This window comes from Kribbella sp. NPDC004138 (genome assembly GCF_053603655.1).
In genome coordinates, this window is sequence record NZ_JBSGFZ010000004.1 from 48,555 (window position 1) to 66,958 (window position 18,404).

Genomic DNA, 18,404 nt, shown 5'->3' on the forward strand with positions numbered 1-18,404 from the left:
GGACGTCGGCCGCGGCGCGGGACGCAACTCCAGGTGGTTCGCCGAGCAGGGCGTGACGGTCGACGCGCATCGACCTGGCCACCGGCCTCCTCAAACGCCGCGCTCTGCATCGCGCCCTGACCAACGCCCGAGCAGGATGCAACTGACCGTTGCCCGACTCATTCCAACGTTGTAAAGTGCTGCCGTCCCGCCATCGACCAGCATCACGGGAGAGCACATGTCACAGCCTCGTGCGGAGTACCCGCGTCCGCAGTTCGTCCGGCCCGAGTGGGTGAATCTGAACGGCGAGTGGCAGTTCGAGATCGACCGGTCGGACTCCGGACTGGAGCGCGGCCTGCGCGATCGCGAACTCCCGCAGCGGATCGTCGTGCCGTTCGCGCCGGAGACCGAGTTGTCCGGGATCGAGGACGTCGACTTCATGGAGGCGGTCTGGTACCGCACGACCGTGACGATCCCGGCGGACTGGGCCGGCAAGGACGCCGTCCTGCACTTCCAGGCCGTCGACCACGACGCCACCGTCTGGGTGAACGGCGAGGAGGTGGTCCGGCACCGCGGCGGGTTCACCCCGTTCAGCGCGAACCTGCGTCACGTCGCCCGGCCCGGCGAGCAGGCGACGATCGTGGTCCGCGCCCGCGACAGCCACCGCGGCCCGCAGGCCCGCGGCAAGCAGAGCCAGCTGTACTTCAACCACAGCTGCCTCTACACCCGCACCACCGGCATCTGGCAGACCGTCTGGCTCGAAGCGGTCCCGACGGTGCACCTGAAGCGGCCGCGGATCACCCCGGACGTCGCCGGCTCCAGCTTCCACCTCGAAGTCCCGGTCTCGGCGAACAAGACCGGGTACAAGATCAAGGCCACCCTGAAGGATGCCGACGGCGAGATCACCGCCGCCGAGGTCCGCGCCGACCTCGACCTCGCCCCGCGCCTCACCCTCCAGGTCCTGGCCGACCGCGTCCGCCTCTGGGACACCACGGACCCGCACCTGTACGACGTCCGCCTCGAGCTGATCGATGCCGACGGCAACGTCGTCGACGGCGCCGACTCGTACGCCGGCCTGCGGTCGGTGAGCATCAACGGCAAGGCGATCCTGATCAACGGCAAGCACGTGTTCCAGCGGCTCGTGCTCGACCAGGGGTACTGGCCGGAGAGCCTGATGACGGCCCCGTCGGAGGAGGCCATCGTCCGCGACATCGAGCTCAGCCTGGCGGCCGGGTTCAACGGCGCGCGGCTGCACCAGAAGGTGTTCGAGGAGCGGTTCCTGTACCACGCGGACCGGCTCGGCTACCTGGTCTGGGGCGAGTTCGGCGACTGGGGCTCGGGCGGCGACACCAGCGAGAACAACCAGCAGCCGACGGCGTCGTACGTCGGGCAGTGGCTCGAGGCGGTCGAGCGCGACTACAGCCACCCGAGCATCGTCGGCTGGTGCCCGCTGAACGAGACGCACCAGCTGCTGCACGACCGGATCACGCAGCTCGACGACGTCACCCGGGCGATGTTCCTGGCCACGAAGGCCGCCGACACCAGCCGCCCGGTGCTGGACGCGTCCGGCTACAGCCACCGCGTGCCGGAGACCGACGTCTGGGACTCGCACAACTACGAGCAGGACCCGGCCGAGTTCGCGAAGCAGATGGCGGACCTGGTGAACGACAAGCCGTACGGCAACACCGGCGGCCCCGAAGGCAAGCCGATCTCGCTGGCCTACGACGGGCAGCCGTACTTCTGCAGCGAGTTCGGCGGCATCTGGTGGAACGCCGAGAAGGCTGCCGCCGGGAAGAGCGGGAACTCGGCGGACTCGTGGGGCTACGGCCAGCGAGTCGCGAACGAGGAGGACTTCTACGTCCGCTTCGCCGGCCTGGTCGACGCGCTCCTCGACAACGAGTTGATGTTCGGCTACTGCTACACGCAGCTGACCGACGTCTTCCAGGAGGAGAACGGCATCTACAACTTCGACCGCAGCAACAAGCTCGACGTGCCGCGCATCAAGGCGGTCCAGGACCGCCAGGCGGCCTACGAGAAGGAGTCAGCTTGACCCGGCCGTTGAAAGGCCGAGCCTGGAGGTAGCGCCCAGCTGGCTGCTGGGTTGGTCCCTCCGTCCGGACCACCTACACGGTGGCTGGGACGCGTGACTCACGCCCCGCGATCCACGCAGCCTCGCCGCGTGCGGCGATGTTGCGTGAAGCGTTCCAGTCAGCGTGGGCAGCGACCCCGCACGACCGGCAGACGAATCGGACCTGGTCGACCCGATTCTGTTTGTTGATGTGATGGCACTCGGCACATTCCTGACTGGTGTACGCCGGATCGACGTACACCAGCGGGACGCCTGCGCGGCGTGCCTTGTACTCGACAAACTGACCGAGCTGACGAAACGCCCAGGAATGGACCATGACCCGCTGGGGCTTGCGGAGCCGTACCCTCTGACGGATGCCGCCCAGATCTTCCAGGGCGATCCCATGTGAGGTGCGTTCAGCCTCGGTCACGATCTTCTTCGCAATGATGTGGTTGACGTTCGCGGTGTGCCGGCGTTCCTTGCTGCGCCGATTCCTCAAGCGACGCTTCGCAGATTTGGTGTTCTTGACCTGCAATTTGCGGCGGAGCTCAACCTGACGCTTCCGGTACCTGTTCAGGCTGCGGCCGGCAACCCGGAAGCCTGTGGATGTTGTCGCGATGTTGGCGATGCCCAGGTCCACGCCGATGAACCCGTCGGGTTCGTACTGCGTGGCTTCGGTGATCTCACAGACAGCGATCAGGTAGAAGATGCCGTCGCGTTCGATCAGATCGGACTCGCCCTTGCGATGCTTGCGCAGCATCTTGAGCGCACCAGCCGAGCAGAGGAAGCGGACCGCCTTCAGTCGGCCCCCTGTGCTCCAGATGCTGATGGTCTGCGCGTCGTACTGCCATGACAGGCACCGATCGTCGAACGGGTGCGCGGCATCGTGCCGGAAGACGATCGGCTTGGATTCCGCGTTCGACCTGCGCCTCGAGCCTGGTTTGCCGAGATTCCCCGCGCGGATGTTTGCCTTCAGAGCCGCGTAGGCGTGGCTGACCTTCTTGATGGTGTGCTGTGCCGCCTGGGCCCCGAGTCCACCAGCTTTGAGCTTGGTGTAGCTGTGCTTGCGAAGCTCATATTCGCGCGGAACGCCCCGCTCGAACGCGACAGACGACACCCAATTCGCCGATTCGTTGACCGTCCGCAGAGTTGCGGCAAGAGCCTGTGCCTGGGCGGCATCCGGCATCAGTTTCACCTGGACGACGATCCTCACGCCAGCGATCGTACCAATACCCTCTGTTACCGCAGTCGGTGGCGCTCGCCTACGGCCCACGTCACAGATGATGTTAGATCCATTGAAATCCAAGGGATCCGACAGCGACCAGGGCCCAGAGGATCGCTCCGAGCAGGAGCGGCCTGGGCCCTGCGTCGCGTAGCTCACGCGGGCGGAGCGACAGGCCGATCGCTGCCAGGGCGGCGGTGATCAGGAGGCTGCCGGTGAAGCTGAGGCCCGGCAGCCAGTGCTCGGGGATGAGCCCGGCGGAGCGGAGGCCCGCGGCGGCGACGAAGCCGATCAGGAACAGCGGCACGAGTTTGCGCCACGGCAGCGGCTGACGGATCGAGGCCGTGGCGCCCTTGTACGACCCTCCGCCGACGGCGTCGAGGGCCCGCGCCGCGCGGTTCTCGCGGCGGATCTTCAGCGCGGCCAGCGTCAGCACGATCGGGATCAGGGTCAGCGACCGGGTGAGCTTGACGACGATCGCCTGGTCGCCGGCCGCCTGGCTGTACGCGTACCCGGCCGCGACGACGGACGACGTGTCGTTGACCGCCGTACCGGCCCACAGGCCGAAGGCCTCGGAGCTCAGGCCGAGCAGGTGCCCGAGCGGTGGGAACGTCAGCACGGCGACGATGTTGAAGGTGAAGATCGTCGCCAGCGCGTAGGCGACCGACGAGCGCTTGGCGCCGATCGCGGCGGTCGCGGCCGCGATCGCGGAGCCGCCGCAGATCGCCGTACCGACGCCGATCAGCGTCTGGGTGTCACCGCGGACGCCGAGCAGCCGGCCGAACACCCACGCACCGCCGAGGGCGAGGGCCAGCGTGCCGAGCATGACCGGCAGCGACGAGACGCCCACCCGGGCGACCTGCTGCAGCGACAGCCCGGTCCCGAGGACCACGATCGACAGCTGGAGCAGTGTCTTCGAGGCGAAGTCGTACCCGGGACGCCAGACGTCGGAGCGCAACACCGGGATCACACTGCCCGCGATCACGCCGAGCAGGATCCCGAAGACCGGCCCGCCGACGAGCGGTACGAGGCGCCCGAGCGGCACCGCCACGGCGGTCACCAGCAGCACGATCCCGAGGCCGCGCAGGCGCCGTACGACCGGATCCAGGCGGCGGTGGGCGGTAGCGACGGCGGGGTGGCTGTCAGGTGTCCTAACCTCGAACTGCACCACCAGCCGGTCCCCTCCTGCGAGAAATGTACGTACATTGAAGGTAGGAGATGACCGGACATTTGGCAACTCTGGAGGGAACCCGCGTGCGCAAGCTCGAACGTGGCGGCGGCGAGCCGCTCTGGAAGCAGTTGCAGGCGGACCTGGTCCGGCGGCTGCGGTCCGGGGAGTTCGACGACGCGTTCCCGGGTGAGCTCGCGCTGGTCGAGGAGTACGCGGTCAGCCGGCACACCGTCCGCCAGGCGCTCGCGCAACTGCGCACCGACGGCCTGATCCTCGCCGAGCGCGGCCGGCAGCCGCGGGTCGCGACAGCGCCCGAGATCCGGCAGCCGATGGGCGCGCTCTACAGCCTGTTCTCCTCGGTCGAGGAGTCCGGCCTGCCGCAGCACAGCGTCGTGCGGGCGCTCGACGTCCGCGCCGACGGGGTGATCGCGGCCCGTCTCGACCTCGAGGCGTCGATCCCGCTGCTCTACCTCGAGCGCCTCCGGTACGCCGGCGACGAGCCGCTCGCGCTCGACCGCGTCTGGCTGCCCGCCACCCTCGCGGAGCCGCTCCTGGACGCGGACTTCACGCACACCAGCCTCTACAACGAGCTGGCCGAACGGGCCGGCATCACTCTCGACCACGGCCGCGAGGACATCCGCGCCGTCGTCCCCACGACGGCCGAACGCGCGCTCCTGCACTGTCCGCCCGAGGCCGCGGCGTTCTCGATCATCCGTCAAGGCACGTCACAGAACCGCCCTGTCGAGTGGCGCCACACCCTCGTCCGCGGCGACCGCTTCGGCCTGTCCGCCGAGTTCTCGGCCCACACCGGCTACCGCCTGACCCCGTCCACCGCCACCGCGCTGACCCAGGCTTGGTGATCAGCGGAACGGGTCGTCGGCCGGCAGCCAGGCGTCCGGGTCGAACTCCACCTTCACGTCCCGCGTCAGCGCCTCGACCGCCGCGAGTACGGCGGGGCGCTCCTCGTCGCGGCGTGCCACCAGAGCCCAGGTCCAGACCGGGATCGGGTCGACGACCTGCCGCCGGGCGAAGTCGCGCGGCAGCGGCGTCGCGTCCCGTTTGGGTGAGCTGACGACCGGACGGCGCAGACGGCGTACGTGCTCGTAGAACGCCGGCCCGGTGATGCCGTGGTCGTCGATCCGCTCCACTGACGCACCGGTGGCGCGGGCGAACTCGATCGCGTAGATGTTCCAGGAGGCCCAGGCCTCGGTGTCCGCGTCCACCAGCACGACGGTGTCGCCCGCTCGCACCGGCGAGTCGTCGCCGACCGAGACCGCGAACAGGCGATCCGCCCCCAGCAACGAGCCGGACAACTCCTGTTCCGCGAGGTCGGTCGCGCGCACCCAGCAGATCGCCAGGTCGATGCTCCCCTCCGAGACCCGGCCTGCCTGCGTGTGCGACGGCATCACCCAGGTATCGACGAGCAGTTGCGCAACCCCGGACACCCGCTCGGCCAGATCGGGCGGCCGCCAGCTGACGTACCCCAGCCGCACCGGCTCGCTGGCCGCGAACCCCCGGGCCGTACGCCGGAGCGCGTCGGCCTGCTCGAGCAACGCTCGCGTCTGCGGCAGCAGCGTCTCCCCGAACGCGGTCAGCCGCACGGTCCGGCGATCGCGTTCGAACAGCGGTACGCCGAGGTCCCGCTCGAGCGACTTGATCTGCTGCGACAGGGACGGCCCCGCGATGTGCAGCCGCGCCGCGGCCCGGCCGAAGTTCAGCTCCTCGGCGACCGCCACGAAGTACCGCAACTGGCGCAGCTCCACGCCCCGCAGCCTAGTAGGCCGAGCCTCCCAGCTGAGAGCAAACCGGTCGTGGAAAAGCCTCCATGGTTCGACAACTATCGAACTACAGACAGCACCATTTCCCGAACAGGAGCACCATGAACCACCAGAAAGTCGCCGTGATCACCGGAGCCTCCCAGGGCATCGGCGCCGGGCTCGTGACGGCCTACCGCAAGCTCGGCTACGCCGTCGTCGCGAACTCGCGCACGATCACGCCCTCCGACGACCCCGGCGTACTGACCGTTCCCGGCGACCTCGCCGAGCCCGGCACCGGCGCCCGGGTGATCGAGCAGGGTCTGGAGGCGTTCGGCCGGATCGACACGCTGGTCAACAACGCGGGCATCTTCGTCGCGAAGCCGTTCACCGAGTACACCGACGAGGACTACGACGTCGTCACCGGCCTGAACCTGCGCGGTTTCTTCGACGTCACCCGGCGGGCGATCGCCGCGATGCTCGAGAACCCCGACGGCGGTCACGTGGTGAGCATCACCACGACGTTCGCCGACCGCGGCTTCAGCAGTGTCCCGGCCGTCCTGGCCGCGCTGACCAAGGGCGGTATGAACTCCGCCACGAGGTCGCTGGCCACCGAGTACGCGGCGCGCAACGTCCGGGTGAACGCGGTCGCTCCGGGCGTCATCCGGACGCCGATGCACCCGGAGGAGACGCACGAGTTCCTCGCGGCGCTGCACCCGGTCGGCCGGCTCGGCGAGATCGAGGAGATCGTCGACGCGGTCACGTACCTGGAGACCGCGAAGTTCGTCACCGGCGAGATCCTGCACGTCGACGGCGGCCAGCAGGCAGGTCAGTGACATGAAGCAGTGGCGCCTGGCGGGACAAGGCGCGGCGGCACTGGCCGGCGGTATGGGCATCGGCCGGTTCGCGTACACGCCGATCCTGCCGCTGATGCACTCGCAGGCCGGTCTTTCGCCGCGTCTCGGAGCAGCGCTCGCGACGGCCAACTACACCGGCTACCTGGCCGGTGCGTTGGCAGCGGTCGTCGTACCGCGGCTGCTGCACTCCCGCTGGGCGCTCCGGCTGTCGCTGCTGATCCTGGCCGCGACCCTCGCGCTGATGCCGCTGAGCTCTTCGCTCTGGCTCGGTCTGCGCCTGGTCGCGGGAATCGCGAGCGCGTTGGTGTTCGTGATCGCTGTCAACGCCGTGCTCCCCCGGCTGCAGAGCCATCACGTCGGCTGGACGTTCGGCGGCGTCGGCGCGGGCATCGCCGTGTCGGGCATGGTCCTGGTCGGCGGCAGTTGGCGTACGGCGTGGTGGATCACCGCCCTGCTGACGGTCGCCTGCGCGATCCCGGCCTGGCACCTGACCGGCTCGTCGGCACCTGCCACTGTCGCCGGCGGGACCAGGTCGCGCCATTTCACCGCGCTGCTCACCAGCTACACCCTGGAAGGGATCGGCTACATCATCGCCGGTACGTTCCTCGTTGCCGCGATCAACGAAACCGCCTCCGGCCCGGCCGGCACCAGCGCCTGGATCGTCGTCGGGCTGGCCGCCGTACCGTCGACCGCGCTCTGGGCGCGGCTCGGCCGGCGATGGTCACGGTCGGCACTGCTGATGGTCGCGTTGCTCGTCCAGGCAGTCGGTATCGCGCTGCCGGCCGTCCTTCCCAGCGTTGCGGCGGCGCTCGTCTCGGCCGCACTCTTCGGCGCCACGTTCCTCGGCGTCGCCAACCTCGCGATCGCGCTCGGCACCGAACTCCGCGTGCCACACGCCGTCGCGGTCCTCACCACCGGCTACAGCCTCGGCCAGATCGTCGGCCCGCTGGCGGTCGGTCCGCTACTGCACAACGGATACCACCAGGCGCTCCTCGTCAGCGCCGGCGTCGTCGCGCTGGCCGCGATCGCCGCTCATCCCCTCAGGAGAATCGCATGAACCACGTCCTCACCACCGTCCTCACCACCGTTCTGGACCAGTGGAAGTCGGGTATCGACGACCACGATCCGTCCCGCGTCGCGGCGCTCTTCACGAAGGACGCCGTTTTCCAGGGCTTACACCCGTACGGCGTCGGGCGCGACGCGGTCGCCGGGTACTACGACTCGCAGCCGCTCGGCCTGTCGCCGCGGTACCGGATCCTGGAGACCCGGGAGCTCGCCGACGATCTGATCCTCGGCTACTTGACGGTCGACTTCACGTTCACCGACCGCCCGACCCTGACCGTCAACCTCGGCGTACTGCTGCGCCGGACCGACGAAGGCTGGCTGATCGCGCACTACCAGGTCTCGCGGTTGTAGATACTGGCCGCATGAGTGCCAAAGAGCTTCGGCTGGTTGTGACGGTTGACGACTATGACGCCGCGGTGGCCTTCTACCGGGACGCGCTCGGGCTGCCCGAGCGCGAGTCCTACACGACGGGCGATGCCGAGGTGATGATCCTCGAGGCCGGGCGCGCGACGCTCGAGATCGCGAATCGCGCGCAGGCCGACTACATCGACGAGGTCGAGGTCGGGCGGCGGGTGGCCGGCAAGTTCCGGGTCGCGCTCGAGGTCGACGACTCGGCCGGGACGACGGCCCGGCTGGCCGAGGCCGGCGCCGAGGTGGTCGCCGAACCCACCCGGACGCCGTGGAACTCGCTGAACGCCCGCCTCGAAACCCCCGGCGGCATCCAGCTCACGTTGTTCACGGAGCTTGACCTCAAGTGAACTGGAAGTGTTGAGGTAGCGGGCATGTGGAACATCGAGACCCTCGACCTGGACGCCTACCTCGCCCGGATCGGGCACGACCGTGTGCCGCCGTCGGCCGACGCACTGCGCAGCCTCCACCAGGCGCACGTGCTGGCGATCCCGTTCGAGAACATCGATGTGATCCTCGGCACCCACCCCGGCATCGGCCTCGACGCGATCCAGTCCAAGCTTGTCGGCCGGCAGCGCGGCGGGTACTGCTACGAGCACGCGCTCCTGTTCGGCGCCGCGCTCGAGCAGCTCGGGTACGACGTCGTACGGCGGGTCGCTCGCGTGCAACCGCACAAGGCCGGGCCGCGGACGCACGCGCTGCTCAAGGTCGGCGTCGACGGGCAGGAGTTCCTGGCCGACGTGGGGTTCGGGGCCGGGCAGCTGTACCCCACGCCGCTCAAGGACGGCGCCGTCGTCGACCAGGCCGGCTGGGACCACCGCCTGGAGCTGCAGGGCGACGTCTGGACCCTGTCCAAGAAGACCGCCGACGGCTGGATCCCCCAGCACGCCTCCAACGACGAACCGGTGCGGCCGATCGACTACGAGGTCTACCACCACTACGTCTCCACCCACCCCAACTCCCCCTTCACCGGCCGCCCCGTCGTCATGCGCGTCGCCGAAGGCGTCGTACGCCGCCTGGTCGGCGACACGCTGACCGTCGAACACGCCGACGGCCGCAACACTTCCCGCGCCGTGCCCGCCGCAGACCTCCCCGACGTACTGGCGTCCCTCGACGTAATCCTCACCGACGAAGAAATCGACCGCCTACGCCTGATGTAGGCGACCGCCATCGCCGAGTCGTGGGAACTGGCTGCGCCGGACGACCACAGTCCACGACTCGGCGGAGGGGGCCGGAGCCAATCGCCACGACTCGGCTCTCGTCACGCATGTCTTGGGGTTTCGGTGCGGAAGGATTCGCCCAGCTCGGGGCCCAGGCCGTAGTAGTGGCGGAAGTTGTAGATGAGGGGTGACCAGGCGGCGGGGTCGACGTGCGAGGTTCCTGGTACGACGATGTGCTCGGCGGCGTGGACCCGCCGGACTTCGGCCTGGGCGATCAGGAAGTTGCCGCTGGCATCGAGTTGCGCGTGGACGACCGTCGCTTCGAACTGGAGCGGGCATTCGGCGACACGGGGCGGGGTGACGAGTTCGGAGGGCGTCGGGGTGAGGCCGGCTGCTTTGAACTTCTCGCGTTCGTGGTGGAAGCGGGCGCGTTTGTGCTCGGGGACCGGGTGCGCGGCGGTCAAGGGGGCGAGCCGTTCGACGGCTGTCCACTGGTCGGGCGACGGGTAGTTGATCACGACGTCCCGGCGCTCACGCAGGTTGATCGCCGTCTGCCCGGAGACACCGACCCCCAGGACCACCACGTCACCGAGCGCCCACGCGGACGACATCGGGGCGAGGTTGACGGTGCCGTCCTCGTTCTCGGTGCTGAGCAGGGCGACCGGCGTCCCGACGTACAGGATGAATGGTTCGATCGTCAGGTGCGTCACGAAGCTCGACGCTAGGCGCGGTTTCGTTCGGCACACGCCGAACCGTTGCGCCGGCACCAGCCCGAGCCCAAACCCACCCCGCACCCCAAGCCTCCCCCAGGCACCCGCACACCCACAGCTCGCCTCAGGCACCCGTGCTCGCGGCCGGCGTTTGCCGTGTGGCTGGATGGTTCGGTGGGGGGCTAAGTGTGGGGGCGGGATGATGGGGTTATGAGTGCCGAAGGTGAGGAGTTGGCGGGCTGGGCGCGGATGTTGGCTGATGGGACTCGGGCGACGGTTTGTCTGGCGTTGCTGGATGGGCGGGCGTGGACGGCGAGTGAGTTGGCCAAGGTGGCGAAGGTGTCCCGGCCGACGATCAGCGAGCACTTGAATCTGCTGGTCGGCGGCGGGCTGCTGACCGAAGTACGACAGGGTCGGCACCGGTACGTGAAGCTGGCCGGACCGGACACGGCCGAGTTGCTCGAAGGGCTTGCCGCGTTGGCGCCGCGGCGGCCCGAGGTGGTGAACAGTCTGGCGGCCGTGAGCAAACGGGACGCGTTCGCCCGGGCGCGGACGTGCTACGACCATCTGGCAGGCAAACTCGGCGTCGCTCTCGCCGACGCGATGACGGAGCGGGGTCTGGTCGACTGGTCCGAGGGGATCAGCCTGACGCCGAAAGGCCAAGCCTGGCTGGACGATCTCGGCATCGAGCTCAGCACCCGCCGCGGACGCCCGGCAGTCAGGTCGTGCCTGGACGTGACCGAACGACGACCGCATCTGGCAGGTGCGGTAGGCGCGGCATTGTGTGAGCACGCGTTGCGCCACGGCTGGGTGACGCACATCCCGGGTGGCCGCGCTCTCAAGGTGAACGGCGCGGTCCAGGCGTTCGGATTCTGAGAACCGGATGCGGGAACACGCTTTCAAGAGGCGCCGCGGCCGTTTTGCACCTAGCCTTCGGCCATGACTGAGTTCGAGCCCGGCACCGATCTGGTGTCCCGACTCCCTCTGCCCAGCCATGTCGTCGTCCTGGTCGATGACACCTGGCGTCGCGGCTGGCTGATCGGCCGCGATCACGAGGAATCGGGATGGACCGCTCTGGTGCAGTACGAGGGCGACGACGGCAACGAGCGGACGGAACGCCTGCCGGCCGACCGGATCGCTCTGCCCGCGTCGGAAGGCCCGACTGAGCAAGCGTCCTAGGGAGGGTACGCAACGCGAAGGCCCCCGGTGGTGATGAATCACCGGGGGCCTTTGCACGTAACGCTGCCAGGGCGCCTCAGAAGCATCGAGCACCCCGGCCCAGGCCCTTCGGGCGGTTGACCTGGGACGGGGTCCTCGGTGGCGTTACACAGGGTGTATCGCTGGTGACGGCGCGAGTGTTACAGATTCCCCAGAACTTTCTTGCGGCCCGGTCACGACGTACGGCGACCCCGGCGCACGTCCCTGAACGCCGGGGTCTGGAACGACGGCCTCTCGAGCGACTGTCGTCCCTTCACCTCTAGGTGCCCCGACAGCCTGTGTGCATTCGTGTTCAGAAACGAACTGCCAGTAACACTCGTCCGGTTTCGGAGCTGCGGATGTCCAGGGCCCGGATCTCGTTGCGCTGCAGCTTCGTCGTCGCCGCCGGTTTCACCGTCGTCCCGGGCGCGGACGTCCAGCTCGCGATCAGCTGCACCTTGCCGGACGTGTCGGTGACGTACAGCTCGTATCCGCGGGCGCGTTCGCTCGGCGTCGCGAGCTCGTCGTACCGGCAGCTGATCTCGATCGTCGTCCCCCACGGCTCGGGCACCAGCCGGGCGTCCGCGGACAGTTTGCTGGACACCGTCTGGGCGAGCACGACGTAGTCGCCCTTCGGCTCGTCGCGGGTCAGCGGGAGCACGACGAGCGCGCCGATCACGGCGGCGGCGACCGCGATGCCGGCGGTCAGCGCACCGAGCCGGATCCGCTGCCGGCGCCGGTCGCGCTGGACGGTGCGGACCAGGCCGGGCAGCAGGTTCGGCGGGTCGGCCGCGACGGTGGCCATCGCCCGCTCGGCCGGCAACGCGGCCAGCACACCGGGTACGCCGGCCAGCGACGCGACCCCGGCCGAGCATTCCGCACAGGTGTGCAGATGCTCCTCGTACACACGCCGGTCCTTCGCCGACAGCGCGCCGAGCAAGTAGGCCGCGTCCCAATCCCGGTACGGGTCACTCACTGGCTTGTCACCCCCTTCTCCTGCAGCGCGAGCTTCAACGCCCGCAGCCCGTAGTGCAGCCGCGACTTCACGGTGCCTGACGGGATGTCCAGCTCTTCGGCGATGTCGGTGACCGTCCGGCGTCCGTAGTACGCGCGAACGATCACCTGCCGGTGTTCCTCCGACAGCTGCGCCAGTGACTCGGCCACCAGCCAGGCGTCGAGTACGGCGTTCGCGTGGTCGGCGCTCGGGTTCTCCGGGAGGTCGTCGCTGGCGACCTCCCGGCTGACCCGGGCGCTGCGCCGGTCGTCGATGACGAGGTTGCGCGCCACCGTGAACAGCCAGGCCCGGGCCCCGGCCTCGTCCTCGGTCAGGATGTTCGGCCGCCGCCACGCGCGAAGCAGGGTCTCCTGGACGACGTCTTCGGCCAGCCGGTCGTCGCCGGTCAGCCGGACGACGAACCGCCACAGCGCAGGCGCGTGGACGTCATGCAGCTCACGCAGCAGCATCGCCCGGTCGTCGGCCATCGGCGCTCCTGCTCTGTGGACAGCGGGGTGGAAGATCGAGTCGGACACGTCACTTGGTCACTGCGGCTGAAGAAGAGCGCCGCCTTCTCGCCACCATTCTGCACAGGCAGCAAAGCACCCGCCTGGTGCACCGTGAAGTACGCGCCGGCCATCGAGCCGGAGCACAGCAGCGCCGCTCCTCGCGGTGTGGTTTGGTCGTGTGCCTGGTTCGAACGATTGAACGCAGTACATGGTTCAACGGTGAGTGATTTCTAGATCACACTCCGGATCGGTTGCCTTCCGGGTGGCGAATTGGTACCCGCGCGCGGCGACGGTCAGCCCGGCGCCCCAGACGACGTACGCCGGGACCGCGACCCAGAAGAAGCTGTCCGGCAGACCGACATCGCCGTACGCGGGCTCGCCCTGGAGCACGTTGACGATCATCTGGATCAGCCCGACCGTGAAGTACGCCGTGATGCCCGCGCCGAGCGTGAAGCCGGGGAGCAGGAGGAGCCATCGCGGGAAGTACCGGCCGATGCGGTGCACGAGCAGGAACGGCAGGAGCGTTCCCGCCAGCACGAAGCCACCTTCGAACAGAAGGACCGACAAGTTGCCGTCGTACGGCATCTGCCCGAAGCCGACGACCGCCTGCGCCGCGAGCCTGGTCAGGCAGCCGGCGACGGCCAGGCAGGCGCCGGCGACCGAGGCCCAGTGCGGCCACGGCTGGGCCGCGGCCTGATGAGCTTTCGCCAGGCGGCCGAGCAGTACGGCGCCCGCGACCGCGCCGAGACGGCTGAGCATCCCGAGCAGATCGAAGGGAATTCCGAGACCCGGCAGGACCATCGCGACCAGGTCGAGCAGGATGAACCCAGCCGCGGCGAGCCAGCCCGCGGCGAGCACCCAGAGCAACCGCGGCCGGACACGGATCACGGCCAAGGCTGTGACGAGACAGCCGATCGCCGCGGCCCAGTTCGGAATCAACAGGTCACTGCCCGGCAACTTCCACTCGAAGGCGTGCCCGGTCGCGAACCAGACCCGCAGACCGCCGTACGCCACTGCCCACACCACGACCGCTCGCTTCATGCCGCCAGTCTGTTGAGCTCCGGAGGCGATCGGATCACTCGCGCGAGGGAAAGGCCTCCACCGTCAGCGTGAGTGCAGCTCCTGCAGGATGCGGAGGAAGGCCTTGCGATCGGCCGGCGTGAGCGCGGTGAGGACCTGTTCCTCCTGCGCCTGGATCTCCTTGCGGACGGTACGGCGTACGCGCCGACCCTGCGGCGTGATCGCGAGCAGCCGGACGCGACGGTCGGCGGGGTCCGGGGTGCGGTCGATCAGCCCGGCCTGCTGGAGCTCGTCGAGGGTCCCGATGATGCGGGACTTGTCCGCGCCGATCGCCTCAGCGAGCGCGGCCTGGGTCCGGACCGGGGTGTCGTCCAGCGCGGTGAGCACCGAGTAGCCCCACATCGAGACCTCGTGGGCGGCGAGCACCGGCAGCTCGAGCGCGATCAGCTCCCGCACCAGCGGGTACAGCATCGCGGCCAGGTCGGGACGCTCGGTTGCCATGCCGGGAAAGGTAGCACTGGCGCAATCATATGCTGGCGCATACGATAGGCGCATGCACACTATTGACTATGTTCCGCTCGACGCCGAGGCCGTCCGGGCCGGCATCGAGCTCGTCTCGACCGCGACCCCCGCCGACCTGTCCCGGCCGACGCCGTGCCGGGCCTGGACGCTGTACGGTCTGCTCGCCCACATGGCCACCCAGCACTACGGCTTCGCGGCCGCGTCCCGCGGCGAGTCCGATCCGGCGGTCTGGAAGCTGCGCGACCTCGGCGACGACCCGGTGAAGGCGTACGTCGAGTCCGCCGAGCACGTCCTGGACGCGTTCGCGGAGCCCGGCGTCGCGGACCGCACGTTCCCGCTCGTGGAGTTCGGCGCCGACTTCCCCGGCGGGCAGGCGATCAGCTTCCACTTCATCGACTACGTCGTGCACAGCTGGGACGTCGCGAAGTCCCTCGGTACGACGGTCACCTTCGCCCCCGCCACGCTCGAGGCGGCCCAGGCGGTGGCCCAGGTCGTCCCGACCGGCGACGTACGCCGCACGCCCGGCTCGCCGTTCGCGCCCGACGTCGCGTGGTCCGGTGACGACCCGCTCGACCGGATCGTCGCGCACCTCGGCCGCGATCCACGCTGGCCCAACTAGCGGTCAGATACTTGCCTGATCCGGCCATCCGCGGCCGTCGGCGGCATCGGCGGCCGAGCGTCGTACGCATGAATGACGAACGGTTGATGCTCCCGATCGGGCACCTCGTCGGCGCCGGCCGGGTACGGCGCGGGACCGACGTGGTCGCGCTGGACGACCGGCAGTACGCGGTCTGGGCACTCGCGCACGGCTCCCCGCATGCGGTGGCCGAACAGATCACCTGGCAGCGCGACTCGATCGTGGAGCTCGCCCGGCACACGGGGATCGCGAACGCCGCGGATCTCGTCCAGGAACTGCTCGGCATCGGACTGCTGGCCGAGGTCAGCCTCGCCGGCGAGGAGACGCTCGACTTCGCGCGCAGCCATCAGCTGACGCCGCTGATGCTCGGGCTGGGGAACACCGCGAGCGATCCCGGCCGGTTCGCCATCGGCTTCCTCGGACAGCCGGTGCTGCACGTCGACTTCGCCGTCTACGACCTGTGGCAGTGGTCGGCGATGGACGACACGCTCTGGGCCGTCTGTGAGAGCGCGGCGGATCTGGTTCGCCGAACTGCTGAGGACACGACGGGCGGTGTCGACGCCGAGATGCTGCTCGCCAGGTTTCTGGCGGCTCTGCACCCGCTGCTGCTGGTCAATGCGGCGTACGTCGATGTCAGCTTCCGGTTGAGTGGAGTGAGCGCATGAGCAACGCACTGATCTTCCCGGTCGGCCACTACCTCGGCGCGAATCATCCGGGCGGGCAGCACGTCGTCCGGATCGGCTGGCAGCAGTACGAGCTCGAGGCCGGCGATGAGCTGGCCGTGTGGGCCCTCGCTCACGGCGTACCCGGCACTGCCGACGCTCCCTGGACCCGGGCGACCGCCGAGACCGTCGCCCGGGCCGGTGGGATTGCTGCGGCGCCGGTTGTGCTCGACAAGCTGCTCGGCCGCGACCTGCTCGTCGAGGTCGAGCCGGGGACCGCGGAGGCACAGGAGTTCGCGCGCAGCTGCCGGATCAGGTCGCTGCTCGTCGGCTCGGGCGAGCACCCGAGCGCCCCCGGGCGTTACGGCCTCGGCGCCGTCCCCGCCAACCCGACGGCGCGGGTCGACGGGTTCAGCTACGAGCTGTGGACCTGGGGCCATGCCTGCGACAGCCTCTGGCTCGCCTGCGAGTACTTCGCTCGCGCCGAAGCCGGACAGGGCGTCGACGCCGAGGCCGAGCCGATGCTCGACCGCGTTCTGCCTGCGGTTCAGCTGCTCCTGGCCAACGGCGCCGCGTACCTCGACGAAGCCCGCTGAAGCTCACTTCGGTGCGCGGCGGCTCAGGGTGAGCCAGTAGAAGCCGTTGCCTTCCAGCGTGACGGCGTACGGCAGGTCGCCGATCACCCGGAACCGCTGCGGCCCGAGGATGTCGGCCGGTCGCCGTCCGGCCCAGGCGCTCAGATCCAGATCGGTCGCCTGGGTCGTGCCGGCGAGGTTGAAGATCCCGAGCACCACCTCGTCACCGTCCTGCCGGGCGAACGCGAGCACGTGGCCGTTGCTGCCGTCGAGATCGATGAAGTTGCCTATGGCAAGCGCAGGATGCTGCTTGTACGCCCGGATCAGGTCGCGGGTCCAGTGCAGCAGCGACGACTCGTCGTACAGCTGCTCCTCGACATTGATGCCTCGGAAACCGTCGGCCGGCGGCAGGTAGAGATGCCGGGGGTCGGGGTCGCCGTTCGACGGCCGGTACGGCGCGGCGACCGAGAAGCCCGCGTTGCGGTCCGGGCGCCACGGCATCGGGGTGCGCTGGGCGTCCCGGTCCGGCAGCGCCGGGTTGTCGCCCATGCCGAGCTCGTCGCCGTAGTAGATGATCGGCGACCCGCTCAGCGCGAACAGCAGTCCGTTGGCCAGCTTGATCCGCGCGGGGTCGTTGCCGAGCAGCGGCGCCAGCCGTCCGACGAAGCCGTCGTTGGACTTGCGCTGGTGCGTCGGGTCGTACGTCGCGTGCAGGTACTTGCGTTCGGCGTTGCTGACCATCTCGGTGGTGCGCTCGTCGTGGTTGTCCAGGAACGTCATCAGCGCGGCGCTCGCGGGCAGGGCGGGACGATGCCGGACGAGCTCGCGGATCGGCTCGGCCACCTCGCTCGCGAGTGCCATGTACAGGCGGGGCATCAACGCGAAGTCGAACGCCATCTGGAATCCGTCGCCGCCCTTGGCCGGGTCGCCGAAGTACGCCATCAGGTCGTCGAGCGGCTGGTTGGCCTCGCACAGCACCATCGCGTCGTACCGGTCGGCGAGCGCGCGCATCCGCCGGACGAAGGCGTGCGTCTCCGGCAGGTTCTCGCCGTTCGTGCCTTCCCGGACGTACAGGTACGGCACGGCGTCCACCCGGAACCCGTCGACGCCGAGGTCGAGCCAGAACTCCTGCGCGTCGAGGATCGCCTGCTGGACCGCGGGATTCTCGAAGTTCAGGTCCGGCTGGTGGCTGAAGAACCGGTGCCAGAAGTACTGCCCGCGCACCGGGTCCCAGGTCCAGTTCGAGGTCTCGGTGTCGGTGAAGATGATCCGCGGACCGATCAACGGTTGGCCGGACGCCGACGTGATGCGCAGCCAGGTCGACTCCGGGTCGATGGCCCGCCGCTCGCCGGTGTCCGGATCGACGATGTACTCGCCGCCGTCCGGATCGGTGTGCAGCGGGGTGTAGAACCGCTCGGGCGTGTCCGACCAGACGTAGAAGTCGCCGTACGGGCCGTCGGGATCGCGGCGGGACTCCTGGAACCACGGGTGCTGGTCGGAGCTGTGGTTCGGGACGAAGTCGACGATGATCCGGATGCCCCGCCGGTGGGCCTCGGCGAGCAGTTCCTTGAAGTCGTCGAGGGTGCCCGCGCTCGGGTGGACGTCGGTGTAGTCGCTGACGTCGTACCCGCCGTCCTTGAGCGGCGAGGGGTAGATCGGGTTCAGCCACAGGCAGTCGACGCCGAGCAGTTCGATGTAGTCGAGCTGCTCGATCAGGCCGCGGAGGTCGCCGTAGCCGTCACCGTCGCCGTCGCGGTAGGCCCGGACCAGCGCCTGATAGAACACGGCGCTCTGGTACCAGTGCCCGCCGTCGCCGCTCCCGGGGTAGACCACCTCTCCGATCTCCTCGGGACTGCGCACCTGGTGCGCTTCGATGCCGCGGTAGACGTCGACG

Annotated in this window: 21 protein-coding genes and 1 pseudogene; 12 read left to right on the forward strand and 10 right to left on the reverse strand. The window is 69.3% G+C overall.

The annotated features are described in order from the left end of the window. The first annotated feature begins 217 nt into the window (after positions 1 to 217). A complete protein-coding gene (locus ACWEOO_RS06405; RefSeq protein WP_452142099.1) occupies positions 218 to 2,029 on the forward strand; it encodes a glycoside hydrolase family 2 protein in 1,812 nt (603 codons plus the stop codon). A 73-nt stretch (positions 2,030 to 2,102) separates the two neighbouring features. On the opposite strand, the gene ACWEOO_RS06410 is transcribed toward ACWEOO_RS06405, so the two are convergent. Together ACWEOO_RS06410 and ACWEOO_RS06415 are read right to left on the reverse strand one after the other, a co-directional pair. Further along, a complete protein-coding gene (locus ACWEOO_RS06410) occupies positions 2,103 to 3,260 on the reverse strand; it encodes an RNA-guided endonuclease InsQ/TnpB family protein (protein WP_452142100.1) in 1,158 nt (385 codons plus the stop codon). 73 nt (positions 3,261 to 3,333) lie between these two features. Next, on the reverse strand, positions 3,334 to 4,440 hold the full coding sequence (locus ACWEOO_RS06415) for a YeiH family protein (RefSeq protein ID WP_452142101.1): 1,107 nt from the start codon (positions 4,438 to 4,440) through the stop codon (positions 3,334 to 3,336). An 83-nt stretch (positions 4,441 to 4,523) separates the two neighbouring features. Here ACWEOO_RS06415 and ACWEOO_RS06420 point away from each other — a divergent pair, with 83 nt between their 5' ends. Beyond that, a complete protein-coding gene (locus tag ACWEOO_RS06420) occupies positions 4,524 to 5,300 on the forward strand; it encodes a GntR family transcriptional regulator (RefSeq protein ID WP_452142102.1) in 777 nt (258 codons plus the stop codon). Here ACWEOO_RS06420 and ACWEOO_RS06425 read toward each other — a convergent pair whose 3' ends face one another. Further along, entirely contained in the window at positions 5,301 to 6,203 is a 903-nt protein-coding gene (locus ACWEOO_RS06425; protein ID WP_452142103.1) for a LysR family transcriptional regulator, read from the reverse strand. A 116-nt stretch (positions 6,204 to 6,319) separates the two neighbouring features. Between ACWEOO_RS06425 and ACWEOO_RS06430 the strand changes: the two genes are divergently transcribed. The 5 genes from ACWEOO_RS06430 to ACWEOO_RS06450 are packed head-to-tail and all read left to right on the forward strand — an operon-like array spanning position 6,320 to position 9,684. Further along, complete coding sequence (locus ACWEOO_RS06430; protein ID WP_452142104.1) at positions 6,320 to 7,030, forward strand: SDR family NAD(P)-dependent oxidoreductase; 711 nt, start codon at positions 6,320 to 6,322, stop codon at positions 7,028 to 7,030. Between the two features lies 1 nt (position 7,031). Next, a complete protein-coding gene (locus tag ACWEOO_RS06435; protein WP_452142105.1) occupies positions 7,032 to 8,108 on the forward strand; it encodes a YbfB/YjiJ family MFS transporter in 1,077 nt (358 codons plus the stop codon). After that, entirely contained in the window at positions 8,105 to 8,467 is a 363-nt protein-coding gene (locus ACWEOO_RS06440) for an SgcJ/EcaC family oxidoreductase (protein ID WP_452142106.1), read from the forward strand. The genes ACWEOO_RS06435 and ACWEOO_RS06440 overlap by 4 nt, the downstream gene beginning before the upstream one ends. An 11-nt stretch (positions 8,468 to 8,478) precedes the next feature. Then, on the forward strand, positions 8,479 to 8,874 hold the full coding sequence (locus ACWEOO_RS06445; protein ID WP_363709931.1) for a VOC family protein: 396 nt from the start codon (positions 8,479 to 8,481) through the stop codon (positions 8,872 to 8,874). A 24-nt stretch (positions 8,875 to 8,898) separates the two neighbouring features. Continuing rightward, a complete protein-coding gene (locus tag ACWEOO_RS06450) occupies positions 8,899 to 9,684 on the forward strand; it encodes an arylamine N-acetyltransferase family protein (protein WP_452142107.1) in 786 nt (261 codons plus the stop codon). Between the two features lie 101 nt (positions 9,685 to 9,785). Here the strand turns inward: ACWEOO_RS06450 and ACWEOO_RS06455 are convergent, their stop codons facing one another. After that, complete coding sequence (locus tag ACWEOO_RS06455; protein ID WP_452142108.1) at positions 9,786 to 10,394, reverse strand: flavin reductase family protein; 609 nt, start codon at positions 10,392 to 10,394, stop codon at positions 9,786 to 9,788. A gap of 210 nt (positions 10,395 to 10,604) precedes the next feature. Between ACWEOO_RS06455 and ACWEOO_RS06460 the strand changes: the two genes are divergently transcribed. After that, positions 10,605 to 11,270, forward strand: coding sequence for an ArsR/SmtB family transcription factor (locus ACWEOO_RS06460; protein ID WP_452142109.1), 666 nt, complete (start codon positions 10,605 to 10,607; stop codon positions 11,268 to 11,270). 63 nt (positions 11,271 to 11,333) lie between these two features. Continuing rightward, positions 11,334 to 11,573 (forward strand): hypothetical protein, encoded by a 240-nt coding sequence (locus ACWEOO_RS06465; protein WP_359940554.1) that lies wholly within the window; start codon positions 11,334 to 11,336, stop codon positions 11,571 to 11,573. Between the two features lie 331 nt (positions 11,574 to 11,904). Here the strand turns inward: ACWEOO_RS06465 and ACWEOO_RS06470 are convergent, their stop codons facing one another. From ACWEOO_RS06470 to ACWEOO_RS06485, 4 genes are all read right to left on the reverse strand, one after another. Next, positions 11,905 to 12,567, reverse strand: coding sequence for an anti-sigma factor family protein (locus ACWEOO_RS06470; RefSeq protein WP_452142110.1), 663 nt, complete (start codon positions 12,565 to 12,567; stop codon positions 11,905 to 11,907). Beyond that, the gene (locus ACWEOO_RS06475; protein ID WP_359940557.1) at positions 12,564 to 13,073 is read right to left on the reverse strand and encodes a sigma-70 family RNA polymerase sigma factor; all 510 of its coding nucleotides are present in this window, start codon (positions 13,071 to 13,073) and stop codon (positions 12,564 to 12,566) included. The genes ACWEOO_RS06470 and ACWEOO_RS06475 overlap by 4 nt, the downstream gene beginning before the upstream one ends. Before the next feature lie 234 nt (positions 13,074 to 13,307). Beyond that, positions 13,308 to 14,135: a hypothetical protein gene (locus ACWEOO_RS06480; protein WP_452142111.1), complete on the reverse strand. Its 828-nt coding sequence runs from the start codon at positions 14,133 to 14,135 to the stop codon at positions 13,308 to 13,310. A 63-nt stretch (positions 14,136 to 14,198) separates the two neighbouring features. Continuing rightward, positions 14,199 to 14,615: a MarR family winged helix-turn-helix transcriptional regulator gene (locus ACWEOO_RS06485; protein WP_452142112.1), complete on the reverse strand. Its 417-nt coding sequence runs from the start codon at positions 14,613 to 14,615 to the stop codon at positions 14,199 to 14,201. A 52-nt stretch (positions 14,616 to 14,667) separates the two neighbouring features. Between ACWEOO_RS06485 and ACWEOO_RS06490 the strand changes: the two genes are divergently transcribed. The 3 genes from ACWEOO_RS06490 (at position 14,668) to ACWEOO_RS06500 (ending at position 16,531) form a co-directional block, all read left to right on the forward strand. Continuing rightward, positions 14,668 to 15,255 (forward strand): TIGR03086 family metal-binding protein, encoded by a 588-nt coding sequence (locus tag ACWEOO_RS06490; RefSeq protein WP_452142113.1) that lies wholly within the window; start codon positions 14,668 to 14,670, stop codon positions 15,253 to 15,255. A gap of 68 nt (positions 15,256 to 15,323) precedes the next feature. Beyond that, on the forward strand, positions 15,324 to 15,938 hold the full coding sequence (locus ACWEOO_RS06495) for a hypothetical protein (protein ID WP_452142114.1): 615 nt from the start codon (positions 15,324 to 15,326) through the stop codon (positions 15,936 to 15,938). Continuing rightward, positions 15,935 to 16,531, forward strand: coding sequence for a hypothetical protein (locus ACWEOO_RS06500; protein ID WP_452142115.1), 597 nt, complete (start codon positions 15,935 to 15,937; stop codon positions 16,529 to 16,531). The genes ACWEOO_RS06495 and ACWEOO_RS06500 overlap by 4 nt, the downstream gene beginning before the upstream one ends. 3 nt (positions 16,532 to 16,534) lie before the next feature. Here ACWEOO_RS06500 and ACWEOO_RS06505 read toward each other — a convergent pair whose 3' ends face one another. Beyond that, positions 16,535 to 16,837 carry an alpha-glucosidase C-terminal domain-containing protein gene (locus ACWEOO_RS06505; RefSeq protein ID WP_452142339.1) on the reverse strand — a complete coding sequence of 101 codons (303 nt, stop codon included), beginning with the start codon at positions 16,835 to 16,837 and terminating at the stop codon, positions 16,535 to 16,537. Next, a pseudogene (locus tag ACWEOO_RS06510) lies at positions 16,814 to 18,370 on the reverse strand (alpha-amylase family protein); the annotation flags it as partial. The gene ACWEOO_RS06505 and the pseudogene ACWEOO_RS06510, both read right to left, overlap by 24 nt. Positions 18,371 to 18,404: the final 34 nt, after the last annotated feature.